Here is a 13614-nt window from a genome sequence, read left to right as displayed (position 1 = left end):
ATGGAAAAGGTGTGCATTACGTACGCTGGCGCAGCAAGGTCATGAAGCGCTGGATCTCATCGGATGAATTGAGCAACCCGGGCGCGGTGCGGATGACCGGGCCGACATCACGGTCTACCGCGTCGATCACCACGCGGTTTTTCATCATGTAGGCCGCCACGGCATCACTGTTCTGGCCCTTGACCCGGAAGAAGGTGAAGCCGGCGGACAGTTCGGCGCTGCGCGGGGTGACCAGTTCGATGTTCGGCTGTGCCAGCAGTTGGTCTTTGAGTTCGGCATTGAGCGCATGGATGCGCGCCTGCACCTGTGCCTTGCCCAGTTGCAAGTGCAGCTTGAAGGCCTCGTCCGCCGCCCAGCGATGCTCGAAGGCGTGATAACCGCCGGGCGTCATGATGGTGGCGAAGTCCTTGTCTTCGGAGAAGGTCGGCACCATCGGTGTCACGTATCTGTTTTGCGGGTCGCGGGCGCAGACCAGCCCGGTGCCGCGTGGGCCGAACATCCATTTGTGGGTACCGGCGATGAAAAAGTCGCAGTGCATGTCCGGAAAATCGAGGTTCTCCACGCCGAAACCATGCACGCCGTCTACCACGTAGAGGATGCGGTCCTTGTCGTCACGGTTGCGGTTGTGTTCGTCCACCAGCGTGCCGATCTCGCCGATGGGCAGCTTGACGCCGCTGCCGGACTGCACCCAGGTCATGCCGAGCACGCGGGTGTTGGGACGGATATGGCGCTGGAGATTGCCCAGCACCTCATCGGCGGACACCCGGTTGGCGCTTTCGAACAGCTTGATCCGGCGCACCTGGGTGCTTTCCTTGAGCGCGCGGTAGTCCAGCACATTCTGCGTGGCGTAATGCTCGTGGACGCTGGTGAGGATTTCCTGGTCGGGCCGCACCTTGATCCCGCCGTAGATCATGGCCAGGCCTTCGGACGTACTGCCGGTGAGGGCGATTTGCGCTGGGGTGGCCTTCAAGTAACGGCCGGCCCATTCGCGCACCTGGCCTTCTCGTTTCCAGGTTTCCTGCAGGTCCCAGTCCATGGCCAGCCCTGGGTTGCGGTCGATCTGCGCGCGGTAGCGCTCGATGGCCTCGCGCACCGGCTTGGGGTGTGAAGCTACCAGGAAGTTGGAAAAGTGCAGGTAGTCCGGGTCCTGGTTGAACAGCTGTTTGAAGCCCGTCCATGGGTCATCGGTGGCGGCGGCGGCAAGTGCCTGCGGCAGCAGGGCGGCGCCCAGTGGCAGGCTGGCGGCAAATACCCCGGCCTGCTTGAGAAACGTACGGCGGTCGGTCATGGACGTTCTTTCTAAGGGGTTAGCGGTTGGCCAATGGCTTGGCGGCTTTTTGAACCTGGTCCCACACGCGCAGGAAGTTACCGCCCCAGAGTTTGGCGATGTCGGCTTCGGAGTAGCCGCGCTGAATCAGTTCGGCGGTGACGTTGCGTATGTCGCCGACGTTCTCCCAGCCCTGGATGCCGCCGCCGTCGTTGAAGTCCGATGAGATGCCAACGTGATCGATACCGATCTTGCGCACCGTGTAATCAATGGCATCGCCCCAATCCTTGAGGGTCGCCTTGGGCTCTTCTTCAAGAATGCCGTACAGGCCCTGGGCATACTCGCCGAACTTCTGCTCCGGCCAGGCGGCAATGATCGCGTCGCCCGGCATCAAGGCCATGGCCAGGTTGGGCAGGGGAGGCAGGTCGAATCGCGCGCGCAGGGTGTTGAGCTTGTCCTGGGTCGGCTGGCTCAAGGGGCGCAGGTAGGCCGGGAAGCCCACTACCTGAACCACGCCGCCACTGTTCTTGATCAGTTGCAGTTCCTTGTCGCTGAGGTTGCGCGGGATGTCCACCGACGCGCGTGGCGCCGAATGAGAAGCGACCATCGGCGTGCGGCTCAGTTGCGCCACTTGTTCCAGGGCCTTGGTCGACATCTGCGACACATCGATGATCACGCCCAGGTCATTGAGGCGCTGCACGGCTTGCTGGCCAATCGGCGACAAGCCCTCAAGCGCGTCCGGTGAGTCATTGAAAAACGGCAGCGGGCGCGATGAGTCCGACCAGGCGTTGTTGCCGATATAACTGAAGCCGAACATACGCATGCCGCGTGCGGCCCAGAGGTCCAGCTGGTTCAAGTCATTACCCAAGGGATAGGCATTGAGCATGCTGATAAAGATCGCGAACTTGCCTTCGCCGTGCAGGCGGCGAAAATCGTCCGGGGTGTAGGCGATGCCCACCTGGTTGGGGAAGTCGCGCACCATGCCGGAGATAATCTTGAAGCGTACCTCTTGTTCATGGCGAGCCTCTTCGACAAAACCGTCGGTGGGCTTGTGCGGGGCGTTGGGGCCGTTCCAGATTTCCGGCCAGCCGAAAATCGTCAAGGCCGCGCCGGACAGCCGCCCACGTGCCGCCTTGACCAGGTCGAACTGGCCGCTGCCGTCCTTGTCGGCCTCGTTATCGACGCCGCCGAAATCCAGGGGCACGGTGATATGGCTGTCGAACGACAACAGGCGATCCTGCATCTCGTTGGCCTGCTTGATCACCTCCAGCGGATAACCGGCGTTGCCCCTGAACCAGTGATCCCAGGCCAGGAAGCCGGCTGCGGCGCCAATGGCCAGTGCCAGCGGCAGGCCGATATACAGCGCCTTTTTCGAACGTGGTTTTGTCATCGCCATCTCAGTCAGTTGAGGCCTTTGCTATCAGGGAAGAACGAGCACCGGTCGGAGAAATTTAGGTGGCGGGCAGGGCGCGGTAAATTTCCCCGGCCTGCAAACGTTCTAGCTCTGATCAAGCCGTTTCCTAAGGTAGACAATGACCATCTCCCGACGTGGGTTTATCGCAGGCCTGGCGCTGACTGGCGCGGCGGTGCCCGCGGCCTTTTATGCCCATCGCGAGCTGACGCGTGAAGCGTTTCCCATTACTCCGGGCGAAGCCACGGTGGACTTGGCGGATACCGACGGCCAGCACTTGGCGAACACCCTGCGGGGCGTCTGGAGCCTGCGCCTGGAAGGGCGCGATGCGGGCCTCAAGGGCTTGCCGTTGCAGGGCCTTGAGTTGCTGCTCGACATCGCCCCGCGTGGCCGCGGCTTGCGCGGTTACCTGGACACCGCCGAGCATTTGCGCGCCGAGGGCGAGCCCCGCTACCGCGTGCTCGGTGACCTGACGGGCAAGGACGCCGTGCTCTACTGGCGGCTGATCGACCGCGACTCGGTCGGCGGCATACCCGCCTATGAATTCAAGATGACCCTGGATGAAGTCTGGGCCAACTTCGCCAATGCGGGCAGCGGCACCCTCAGTGGGCAGATCCTTGACCTGGACCGGCCGCTGGCGCTGGTCGAGCGCGACAACCGTTTCATCGCCCACAAGCAGTTGTTTCCCGAAGCGCGCGAACGCATCGGCCTCAACCCGGCCCTGCTGGCCTGGCTGATTTCACCCGAGCACCGCCTGTTCCACCAGCTGTGGCACGCCACGCGTGACCAGTGGCACAAACTCTCCGAAGAAAAACGCGACGCCCTGCGCGGCATTGGCTGGCAACCCGGCCCACGCGGCCAGGAGCGCGACGCCCGAGGCGAGCGTAAAGACCGCAATGGCTCGGGCATCGACTTCTTCTTCATGCACCGGCACATGCTCGGCACCGCGCGCTCCCTGCAGGCGATTGCGTCCTGGCCGCAATTTCCCGAGCCGCAACCGGCGCTGGAGCGTGATCGCCTGGGTTTCCTGCGTTACTTCGACAACCACGACGGCTTCGCCTTGCCGCCTACCTGGTCGGCGCCGGATGACAGCGAGTACACCCAGTGGGTCAGCGACATCAAGGCCGCCGAGACCTACCACAGCAATTTTCAGGTCTGGGAGTCCCAGTACCGCGACCCGCGCTACCTGTCCAGGCTGACGCTGGGGCAGTTGGGCTCGGAAATGGAATTGGGCCTGCATGACTGGCTGCACATGCGCTGGGCCTCGGTACCCCGTGACCCCTCCAACGGCGCGCCCGTGCCCCTTGCCCGCGACCCGTCCGACTTTGCCGCGCGCTGGTATGCGCCTGAAAACGACTTCCTCGGCGACCCGTTTTCTTCCCACGTCAACCCGGTGTTCTGGCATTTCCACGGCTGGATCGACGACCGCATCGAAGACTGGTTCCGCGCCCATGAACGCTTCCACCCTGGTGAAGTCAGGCGCATGCAGGTCAACGGCGTCGCCTGGTTCGCGCCGGGGCGCTGGGTAGAGGTGGGCGACCCCTGGCTGGGGCCGGACACCCATGGTTGCAGCACCACGCCGGGGCTGCAGAGGGGGCGCACGATGGAAATGGACCCGGAAACCATGAAGCTTGCGCTGCGTATCACCTTTGGTGCCGAGGATGATGCGCTGCAGGGCTTGTTCAAGCGCGTGCCGAAGCGGCCCTGGTATGCGCGGCACCTGAAATTGAAGCCCGCCTAGATCCCCTCTGGGAGCTGGCTTGCCTGCGATGCAGACACCTCTGTGTATCAGGCACACCGAGTCGATGCCATCGCAGGCAAGCCAGCTCCCACAGAAAAGCCGGTACGCAAAACAGCCCAAACAGCACGTACATCCAATTTTCCCCACCCCCATCCCGGCACACTCCCTCATCGCTGAAATATCAAGGCAGAGGGACACCCCATGGACCCAGCAGCAAAACCCGGCCCCGACGAAGTCGTCACCCTGGTGGTCAAGCACCTGATCAAGCAAGGCCGCGAAAGCGACTACGAAGCCTGGCTACGCCGCATCGTGCGCATCGCCGGCGAGCGTCCCGGCCACCTCGGTGTTGATGTGGTACGCGGCAAACAAGGCAAGCTGGCGCTGTTCACCTGTGTACTGCGCTACCGTTCGACCACCGACCTGGAAACCTGGCTCGACTCCCCCGACCGCAAGGCCCTGATCGCCGAAGCCGCCCCCATGCTGGCCGACGGCGACAACACCGAAATCGGCGCGGTCAACGAGTTCTGGTTCTCGCCCCTGGCCGACAGCGCCGCCAAGCCGGCGCGCTGGAAGCAGGCGGTGGTCAGCCTGTGCGTGATTTTGCCGCAGACCTTGCTGCTGCCTTTCATCTGGGGCCCGATCCTGCGGCTCCATCCGTTCCTCTCCAACTACGTGGTCTCCACCTTCCTGGTCACGCTGACCATTGTTCTGCTGGTGGTCTACCTGCTGATGCCGGCCGCTACCCGTCTGTTCGCTCCCTGGCTTGAAGCCTCTGTAAAGGAAACCCTATGAACGCCGATCTGATTCTGTTCAATGGCCAGTTCCACACCGTGGACCGTGAAAACCCGCGCGCAACCGCCGTCGCCATCAGCCAGGGGCGCTTTGTCGCCGTGGGTACCGACGGTGAGGCCATGGCCCTGCGGGGCAGCGGCACGCAGGTCATCGACCTCAAGGGCCGCACGGTCATCCCCGGCCTCAACGACTCGCACCTGCACCTGATCCGCGGTGGCTTGAACTACAACCTCGAACTGCGTTGGGAAGGTGTGCCGTCCCTGGCCGATGCCTTGCGCATGCTCAAGGAGCAGGCCGATCGCACCCCCACGCCGCAATGGGTCCGCGTGGTTGGTGGCTGGAACGAATTCCAGTTCGCCGAAAAGCGCATGCCGACACTGGAAGAACTCAACCAGGCCGCACCGGACACGCCCGTGTTCGTGCTGCACCTGTATGACCGTGCGTTGCTCAACCGTGCCGCCCTGCGCGTGGCCGGCTATACCAAGGACACGCCAAACCCGCCGGGCGGCGAGATCGTGCGTGACAGCAATGGCAACCCCACCGGCATGCTGGTGGCGCGACCGAACGCGATGATCCTGTATTCGACCCTGGCCAAGGGCCCGAAACTGCCGCTGGAATACCAGGTCAACTCGACGCGCCAGTTCATGCGCGAACTCAATCGCCTGGGCCTCACCAGCGCCATCGACGCCGGCGGTGGTTTCCAGAATTACCCCGATGACTACGCGGTAATCGAACAACTGGCCAAGGACCAGCAGTTGACGGTGCGCATCGCCTACAACCTGTTCACCCAGAAGCCCAAGGAAGAACTCAGCGACTTCAAGAACTGGACCGGTAGCGTGACCCTGCATCAGGGCGATGATTATCTGCGTCACAACGGCGCCGGCGAGATGCTGGTGTTTTCCGCCGCCGACTTCGAAGACTTCCTCGAGCCGCGCCCCGACCTGCCGCTGACCATGGAGCAGGAGCTGGAACCGGTGGTGCGTCACCTGGTGGAACAACGCTGGCCGTTCCGTTTGCACGCCACGTATGACGAATCCATCTCGCGCATGCTCGACGTGTTCGAGAAGGTCAACCGCGACATCCCGTTCAATGGCCTGCCATGGTTCTTCGACCATGCCGAAACCATTACCCCGAAAAACATCGAACGTGTACGCGCCCTTGGCGGCGGTATTGCGATCCAGGACCGCATGGCATTCCAGGGCGAATACTTTGTCGAGCGGTACGGCGCCAAGGCGGCCGAAGCCACGCCACCGATCAAGCGCATGCTGGCCGAAGGCGTGCCGGTCGGGGCGGGCACCGACGCCACGCGGGTGTCGAGCTACAACCCGTGGACTTCGCTGTACTGGATGGTCAGCGGGCGCACCGTCGGTGGCCTGGAACTGCACGCCGAGGGCCTGCCGCGCCTGACTGCGCTGGAACTGTTCACCCATGGCAGCGCCTGGTTCTCCTCCGAGCAGGGCAAGAAGGGCCAGATCAAGGTCGGGCAGTTGGCGGATGTGGCCGCGCTGTCGGCGGACTTCTTCAGCGTCGATGAAGAGGCCATCAAGTGGATCGAATCGGTGTTGACCGTGGCCGGCGGCAACGTGGTGTATGGCGCCGGCGACTTCGAAGACTTCGCGCCGCCGCGCGTGCCGGTGCTGCCGGACTGGTCGCCGGTGGTCAAGGTGCCGGGTCACTGGCGTGCGACTTCAGCGTTGCAAGCTCAAGTACACCAGTGCAGCGGCCCCTGCGGCGTGCATGCCCACAGCCATGAAAAAGCCCGTCTTTCCAGCGTGCCGGTCAGCGACTTCCAGGGTTTCTGGGGTGCGTTCGGCTGCTCGTGCTTTGCCTTTTAATCAAAAACCAAAGGAGTTAACCCATGACTTACTCGCGCTTGAACAAAGATGATGCCGTCGTATTGTTGGTCGATCATCAGACCGGCCTGATCTCCCTGGTACAGGATTTTTCGCCGAACGAATTCAAGAACAACGTGTTGGCCCTGGCCGACGTCGCCAAGTTCTTCAACCTGCCGACCATCCTGACCACCAGTTTTGAAAGCGGCCCTAACGGCCCGCTGGTTCCGGAACTCAAGGCACTGTTCCCGGACGCGCCGTACATCGCCCGCCCTGGCCAGATCAACGCCTGGGACAACGAAGATTTCGTCAAGGCCGTCAAGGCGACCGGCCGCAAGCAGATCATCATTGCCGGTGTGGTCACCGACGTATGCGTAGCGTTCCCGACCCTGTGCGCCCTGGCCGAAGGCTTCGAAGTGTTCGTGGTCACCGACGCCTCCGGCACCTTCAATGAAACCGTGCAACAAGCCGCCTGGTCGCGTATGACCGCCGCCGGTGCGCAATTGGTGAACTGGTTCGCCGTGGCCTGCGAGCTGCAAGTCGACTGGCGCAACGACATGGAAGGCCTGGCCAACCTGCTGTCGCCGCGTATTCCCAACTATCGCAACCTGATGAACAGCTACTCGGCGTTTACGGCCAAGTAAGCTGCTTCGGAAGACACCGCATTACCCCTGTGGGAGCCGGGCTTGCCCGCGATAGCGGTATGTCAGTCGACAGCAATGGTGACTGACACACCGCTATCGCAGGCAAGCCAGCTCCCACATTTGTTTTGTGGTGCGCCTGCTTTCAGGCTATAAAACCGAACACTGTCCACCGAGAAGCGACAATGAACCCCTTCGAAGACATGCGCCTGTTCTGCCAGGTCATGGAATCCGGCAGCTTCACCGCCGCCGCCGAGCAACTGGGCCTGTCCAAGCAGTTCGTCAGCCGCCGCCTGATCCAGCTGGAAGACCGCCTGGGCGTGCGCCTGCTCAACCGCTCCACGCGGCGCCTGGATGTCACGCCGCTCGGCCAGAGTTATTACGAGTCCGCCTTGCGCCTGCTCGGGGAGGTGGAGCAAGTGGAGCAGGGCATCGCCGGCCAGAACAGCGAGCCCCGCGGCACCATCCGCCTCAGCGCGCCGTTGTCGTTTGCCATGGCCCATCTGGGCTGCCTGTTGCCGTTGTTTTTGCAGCGTCATCCCCAGGTGTCGGTGGAGGTCGACCTCAGTGACCGCCCCGTGGACCTGATCGGCGAAGGCTATGACCTGGTATTGCGCATCGGCACCCTGGAAGATTCCACTTTGATTGCCCGTCGTATCGCCAGCATTCCACGGGTGTACTGCGCCAGTCCCGAGTACTTGGCCCTGCGCGGCACGCCGCACAAGCCCGATGACCTGGCCGACCACGACTGCCTGCCCTACGGCCATGGCCGCCAGGTGCAATGGCGCTTCAAGGGCAAGCTGCAAGCGCTGAACGTCAGCGGGCGCATGCGTGTGAACAACGGCGACCTGCTGCGCGATACCGCCATCGCGGGGTTGGGCGTGACTTACCTGCCGACCTTTATCGTCGGCGATGCACTGAAAGACGGGCGCCTGGTCAGCGTACTGGACGAATTCGCCCCCGAAGCCCTGACCCTGTCGGCGGTGTATCCGCAGCACCGGCAAAGCTCGCGGCCGGTGCAGGCGCTGGTGGAGTTCCTGCGCGAGCGCCTGGCTAGTGGCTGTTGAAGAGCTGGCGGATCAGGTTTGGCGTACTGCCGGTCCAGCGCTTGAATGAGCGTCGAAAGTTGGCCGCATCGTTGAAGTTCAGGTACGCCGCCACTTCGTCATTGCTGTAGCCCTTGACCTGATACAGGTGCAGCGCCACCTGTTTGCGCACCCGGTCCACTTGTTGCTGGAAGCCGGTGTGATGCTTGTGCAGCTTGCGCTTGAGCGTGGCCGGGCTCATGGCGAAGGCGCTGGCGGCCTGTTCCAGGCTGGGTGGCTGGCGCACCTGTTCGCGTAGGTAATCGTAGAGACAGTCAAGAAAACTGGCGGCAAAGCCCAGTAGCTCAATCTGCTCGCGGGCGTGTTGGCGCGCTACTTGGCCGGCGGTGGCCGAAGCGCCTGGCCAGGGGCGGGTGAGGTATTCGCGCGGGATGCTCAGCATGTCCAACGGCCGTTCGAAGCGCGTCTCTTCGCCCAAGTGCACCCAATACTGTTCGACGTAACGCGGCTCGGCATGGCTGAAACTGCACCCCCACGGCAAGCGCTCGCCGCTCAGCCATTGGCTCATGGCGACCAGCGAAGTCATGCTGGCTTCCAGCAAAAAGCGCCAGTGCTCACCCGCCCCGCAACTGTCCTGCCAATACAGGTAGGCATGGTGCTCATCCAATTCCATTTGCAGCGTGACCAACGGGCTGAGCAGCACCTGCTGCTGGATCAGGATTTCCAGGGCCTGGTGCAGGTTCTGTGCATGGCCCAGGGCGTGGCTGGCGGCGCCGTAATAGCCAGGCAGCAGGCGTTGGCCGAACAGAAAGCTGCTGTCGTCGGCGTCCAGTAACTTGCGGCTGTTGCCGATCAGGCCGAGGAACTGTTGCGGGCTCAGTCGTGCCTGGCCGGCCAGGATATCCTCGTGGAACAGCCCGGTGCCGCGCAGCAGGCGGTGGCTGTCGATGTCCCGGGACAAGGCCAGGTCGATCAGCGTGGCGGGTTGATAGTGCCCCGGAATGAAGCGGCTGTCGGCTTCGTACCAGCTGGTTTTGACGGCCATCTCAGGCGCTTTTCGCCAGCGGTTGCTTGGCCCTGGCCAGTGCCAGGTTGAGGCGTTTGAGCAGGTCGTGGGGCGGCTCGTTCAGCGCCATGACCACCGCGGTGGTGGCCGCCAATTGCAGACGTTCGCCCTGTTGCCGGGTTTTGTGGGCCAGGCCGCTGACCGCTTGCTGCAACTCCAGCGCCAGCTCCTTGGCGTGACGCTCGCCGGTGTTGGGCAACAGCACCACAAAGCGATCACCGGCCAGGCGACACAGCAGGTCCTGGCGGCGCAGGTTAAGCAACAGCAAATGGCTGAGGGCCTGCAACACCGCGTCGCCTTCGGCATGCCCGTAGGCCTGGTTGATGGCGGCGAAGTTGTCCAGGTCCAGCGCCAGCAGCGACAGCGGACGCTGCTGGTCCTGGCTGTCTTGCAGGCTCTCGGCCAACTGACGCTTGAGGTAATCGGCGCCGGCCAGCGGCGTGAGTTTGTCGAACAGCCGGTGCTCGCGAAACAGCCGCTCGCGTTTTTCCATCTGCGCACTGATCGCCAGTTGCTCACGGTGCCAGTGATAGATGCCGATGGTCAGCAGCACCATGCCCACCGGCATCGGCCCGGACTCCAGCCAGTGGTCCCAGGTGATGCTGTCGGGCAGGCGGATGAATTCGTCGAGGCTGTCGATCCACCAGGAGAAAAAGATGCACGACAGGCCCAGGGCCAGGTAGTTGGTGACGCGCCCGGCTGGGCGGCTCTTCAGCACCAGGCCCAGCCAGACCAGGGCGAGCAGGGCTGAGCCGCCTTCACCGAAGATATCCAGCCACACCCATTCGCTGAAGCTTTTCAACTCGCCGCAGGCCAGGTGCAGGATCAGCCCGAGGTTGGCGGCGATCAGCAGCAGCGAGAGTTTCCAGCGGTGGGGTTTGAGCACGGAAAACATGGCCGCGAGTCCTTGGATGATCCAGTTGTGGCCGACAGCACAGCAGATGGATGTGACGGTTGGATGACGCTGGCGAGGGGTCGAATCAGCTCATGGCATACCTGCAATTTTCAGCCAAACACAGATTCAATGTGGGAGCTGGCTTGCCTGCGATAGCGACGGCTCAGTGAGTAAAGCGTTCACAGACAGACCGCTATCGCAGGCAAGCCAGCTCCCACAGTTAATCGAGGGTCATTTCAGCTCATTTGTGTGCCATACGACACTCGAAACCCCGGTTTACGGGCCTTCCCGCCATCCCCTGTCACAGAACCGTCATCCCCCACCCCTAGCGTGCCCTCCCAGTTGCCGGGCCTCTTGCCTGGCGCGAATGGATTCTTGGGGAGGACTGCATGTACAAGCGCACCGGGCTCGTCAGCTTCACGCTTACTGCCTTGGCCCTGGCGATTGCCAGTGAGCGGCTCAACGCGGCCGAGGTGGCCAATACCGAGCACGTTGAAGTGGTCGGCCAGGCGGCTGCCATTGACCAGGCGCTCAGGGAGCAGCGCAGCGCGGACAGCATCAAGAGCGTGGTGCATGCCGACGGCGTGGCCCAGTTGCCGGATGAAAACGTCGCCGAAGCGGCGCAGCGCCTGCCCGGCATCAGTGTGGAACGCGACCAGGGCGAAGGGCGCTTCGTCAGCGTGCGCGGCCTGGGCCCGGACCTTAACAGCGTGACCATCAACGGCACCCTCGTACCGGCCCCGGAAAGCGCGCGCCGCGCCGTGGCCCTCGACGTGCTGCCCTCGGAGCTGGTGCAGTCGCTGTCGGTGATCAAGACCCTCACCCCGGACATGGACGCCAACTCCCTCGGCGGCACGGTCGACGTGCAGAGCCTGTCGGCCTTCGACCACAAGGGCCTGTTCTACACCGGTAGCACCGAAGCCAGCTACGACAAGAACAGCCGCCAGACCAGCCCGAAATTTTCCGGCGCCGCGAGCAACCGTTTCAGCCTTGGCGACGGCATCGACAACTTCGGCGTGGCCGCGGCGTTGAGCTGGCAAAAGCGGGACTTCGGCTCGGACAACGTCGAAACCGGCGGCGCGTGGGACTTCAGTAATGGCGCCAAGCTCAACGAATTCGAACAGCGCGACTACGACATCAGCCGCGAACGCGCGGGCGGCGGGCTGAACTTCGACTACAAGCCCGATGACCTCAGCAGCTATTACCTGCGCACCCTTTACAGCCGCTACACCGACACCGAGACCCGCAACTCCACCAGCATCGAGTTTGCCGACCCGCTGGCAGCTGGTGAACTGGGCGATGCCGAGGCCAAGCGCAAGCTGAAAAACCGTGAGGAAACCCAGGAAATCCAATCCTACGTGTTTGGCGGCGAACGCATGCTCGGCCTGTGGACCTTGAGCGGGCAGGCCGGCTACAGCCAGTCCAGCGAAGACAGCCCGGGGCACATCGCCGGTGCGACTTTCGAGGGCGGCGACTTTGCAGGCAGTGGCTTCTATGACAACGACAAGCCACGCCCGATCATTGGCAGTGGCTTCTACGACCCCCGCAACTTCAGCCTCGACAAGGTCGACTGGGAAAAACAGCACACCCAGGATACCGAGAAGAACCTGCGCCTGGACCTGGCGCGCGACTACGATTTGAGCGGCTACGCCTCCCAGGTGAAGTTCGGCGGCAAGGTCAGCCGTCGCAACAAAGACAATGACCTGGAAGCCTGGGTCTACGAAGATTTCGACACCCTGGGGTTCAGCGCCGACCAACTCAACCTCGGCCGGTTCCAGAAAGGCAGCGTCGACTACCGCCTGGGCAACTACGGCCCAGGCATCAGCCCCAGCGGCATCAAGCAGCTGATCGGCAGCCTCGACGCCGCAAACTTCTATGACCAGACCGAATCCCGGGTCAATGACTTCACCATTGGCGAAGACATCAACGCCGGCTACCTGATGAACACCATCGATATCGACGACTGGCGCTTTATCGCCGGCCTGCGCTACGAGGGCACCGAGTTCGAAGCCAAAGGCACCGGCGCCACGGACGGCGTGTTCACCGCCACCGAAACCAAGCGCCGCTATCACCACTGGCTGCCCGGCCTGCACGCACGCTACCAGATCGACAAGAACACCCAGGTGCGTGCGGCCTGGACCAAATCCGTGGTGCGCCCGACCTTCGGCCAATTGGCCCCAGGATTTGTGATCGACGATGACGAAGCCACCTTCGGCAATCCGGACCTCAAGCCCCTGGAGTCGAGCAACCTGGACCTGGGCATCGAACACTTCATGGGCCGCGCCGGTACCGTGTCGGCCTTCGTGTTCTACAAGGACATCCAGAACTTCGTCTATAACACCGACGTGGCCGGCACCGGGGCCTGGACCAACTTTTCCGAAGCCCACACCTACGCCAACGGCGACAGCGCCAAGCTCTACGGCCTGGAACTGGCCTACTCGCAGAAGTTCGATTGGTTGCCCGCGCCCTGGAATGGCCTGCTGATCGGTGCCAACAGCACGTTCAGCCGCTCCAGTGCGGATATAGAAGGCTTCGACGCGGCCAGCGGCGCGAATCGCAAACGCAACATCAGCCTGCCCAACCAGTCCGACACCGTCGGCAACCTGATGCTCGGCTGGGAAGACGACAAGCTCAGCCTGAGGCTCTCTGCCAACTACAAGTCGGCCTATCTCTATGAATTGGCCTCGATCAACGACAAGGCCCACGACCTGCATGTGGATGCGCAGACGTTCGTCGATTTCAGCGCGCGCTACTCGCTGAGCAAAAACCTGCAAGTGAGCTTCGAGGCGCAGAACCTCACCGATGAGTCGTACTTCGTCTACACCGGTCACCGTAGCTACAACGGCCAGTACGAAGAGTACGGCCCCACCTACAAGGTAGGCCTGACCTTCACCCATTTTTGACACGCACCCCATTTCAAACT

General features: G+C 62.9%; 10 protein-coding genes. 6 read left to right on the top strand and 4 right to left on the bottom strand.

Annotation, left to right across the window (positions count from 1 at the left end; genetic code table 11):
* Positions 1 to 16: 16 nt before the first annotated feature.
* Together pvdN and pvdM are read right to left on the bottom strand one after the other, a co-directional pair.
* Positions 17 to 1288, bottom strand: coding sequence for a pyoverdine-tailoring periplasmic protein PvdN (pvdN, locus tag BLL36_RS17120; RefSeq protein ID WP_076952562.1), 1272 nt, complete (start codon positions 1286 to 1288; stop codon positions 17 to 19).
* A gap of 19 nt (positions 1289 to 1307) precedes the next feature.
* A complete protein-coding gene (gene pvdM / locus BLL36_RS17115) occupies positions 1308 to 2657 on the bottom strand; it encodes a pyoverdine-tailoring dipeptidase-like protein PvdM (RefSeq protein ID WP_076952561.1) in 1350 nt (449 codons plus the stop codon).
* Between the two features lie 142 nt (positions 2658 to 2799).
* Between pvdM and pvdP the strand changes: the two genes are divergently transcribed.
* From pvdP to BLL36_RS17090, 5 genes are all read left to right on the top strand, one after another.
* The gene (gene pvdP, locus BLL36_RS17110) at positions 2800 to 4419 is read left to right on the top strand and encodes a pyoverdine maturation tyrosinase PvdP (protein ID WP_076952560.1); all 1620 of its coding nucleotides are present in this window, start codon (positions 2800 to 2802) and stop codon (positions 4417 to 4419) included.
* Between the two features lie 201 nt (positions 4420 to 4620).
* Entirely contained in the window at positions 4621 to 5211 is a 591-nt protein-coding gene (locus tag BLL36_RS17105) for an antibiotic biosynthesis monooxygenase (RefSeq protein WP_076952559.1), read from the top strand.
* The gene (locus BLL36_RS17100) at positions 5208 to 7046 is read left to right on the top strand and encodes an amidohydrolase (RefSeq protein WP_076952558.1); all 1839 of its coding nucleotides are present in this window, start codon (positions 5208 to 5210) and stop codon (positions 7044 to 7046) included. The genes BLL36_RS17105 and BLL36_RS17100 overlap by 4 nt, the downstream gene beginning before the upstream one ends.
* Positions 7047 to 7069: 23 nt before the next feature.
* Positions 7070 to 7687, top strand: coding sequence for an isochorismate family cysteine hydrolase YcaC (ycaC, locus tag BLL36_RS17095; protein ID WP_076952557.1), 618 nt, complete (start codon positions 7070 to 7072; stop codon positions 7685 to 7687).
* A gap of 182 nt (positions 7688 to 7869) precedes the next feature.
* Positions 7870 to 8751 carry a LysR family transcriptional regulator gene (locus BLL36_RS17090; protein WP_076952556.1) on the top strand — a complete coding sequence of 294 codons (882 nt, stop codon included), beginning with the start codon at positions 7870 to 7872 and terminating at the stop codon, positions 8749 to 8751.
* Here BLL36_RS17090 and BLL36_RS17085 read toward each other — a convergent pair.
* A complete protein-coding gene (locus BLL36_RS17085; RefSeq protein ID WP_076952555.1) occupies positions 8738 to 9775 on the bottom strand; it encodes an AraC family transcriptional regulator in 1038 nt (345 codons plus the stop codon). The two genes, BLL36_RS17090 and BLL36_RS17085, sit on opposite strands and share 14 nt — an antisense overlap.
* A gap of 1 nt (position 9776) precedes the next feature.
* The gene (locus BLL36_RS17080) at positions 9777 to 10691 is read right to left on the bottom strand and encodes a GGDEF domain-containing protein (RefSeq protein ID WP_076952554.1); all 915 of its coding nucleotides are present in this window, start codon (positions 10689 to 10691) and stop codon (positions 9777 to 9779) included.
* A 389-nt stretch (positions 10692 to 11080) separates the two neighbouring features.
* Here BLL36_RS17080 and BLL36_RS17075 point away from each other — a divergent pair, with 389 nt between their 5' ends.
* Entirely contained in the window at positions 11081 to 13594 is a 2514-nt protein-coding gene (locus tag BLL36_RS17075) for a TonB-dependent receptor (protein WP_076952553.1), read from the top strand.
* Positions 13595 to 13614: the final 20 nt, after the last annotated feature.

It is taken from the genome of Pseudomonas cedrina subsp. cedrina (genome assembly GCF_001983175.1).
Classification (GTDB): Bacteria; Pseudomonadota; Gammaproteobacteria; order Pseudomonadales; family Pseudomonadaceae; genus Aquipseudomonas; species Aquipseudomonas cedrina.
Note: the sequence above shows the minus strand (reverse complement) of the source record. Positions and strands in the feature narration are given on the sequence as shown.

Bases quoted from the DNA above. Each gene is read 5' to 3' on its own strand.
- pvdN (WP_076952562.1), bottom strand. From the start codon at position 1,288: ATGACCGACCGCCGTACGTTTCTCAAGCAGGCCGGGGTATTTGCCGCC.
- pvdM (WP_076952561.1), bottom strand. From the start codon at position 2,657: ATGACAAAACCACGTTCGAAAAAGGCGCTGTATATCGGCCTGCCGCTG.
- pvdP (WP_076952560.1), top strand. From the start codon at position 2,800: ATGACCATCTCCCGACGTGGGTTTATCGCAGGCCTGGCGCTGACTGGC.
- BLL36_RS17105 (WP_076952559.1), top strand. From the start codon at position 4,621: ATGGACCCAGCAGCAAAACCCGGCCCCGACGAAGTCGTCACCCTGGTG.
- BLL36_RS17100 (WP_076952558.1), top strand. From the start codon at position 5,208: ATGAACGCCGATCTGATTCTGTTCAATGGCCAGTTCCACACCGTGGAC.
- ycaC (WP_076952557.1), top strand. From the start codon at position 7,070: ATGACTTACTCGCGCTTGAACAAAGATGATGCCGTCGTATTGTTGGTC.
- BLL36_RS17090 (WP_076952556.1), top strand. From the start codon at position 7,870: ATGAACCCCTTCGAAGACATGCGCCTGTTCTGCCAGGTCATGGAATCC.
- BLL36_RS17085 (WP_076952555.1), bottom strand. From the start codon at position 9,775: ATGGCCGTCAAAACCAGCTGGTACGAAGCCGACAGCCGCTTCATTCCG.
- BLL36_RS17080 (WP_076952554.1), bottom strand. From the start codon at position 10,691: ATGTTTTCCGTGCTCAAACCCCACCGCTGGAAACTCTCGCTGCTGCTG.
- BLL36_RS17075 (WP_076952553.1), top strand. From the start codon at position 11,081: ATGTACAAGCGCACCGGGCTCGTCAGCTTCACGCTTACTGCCTTGGCC.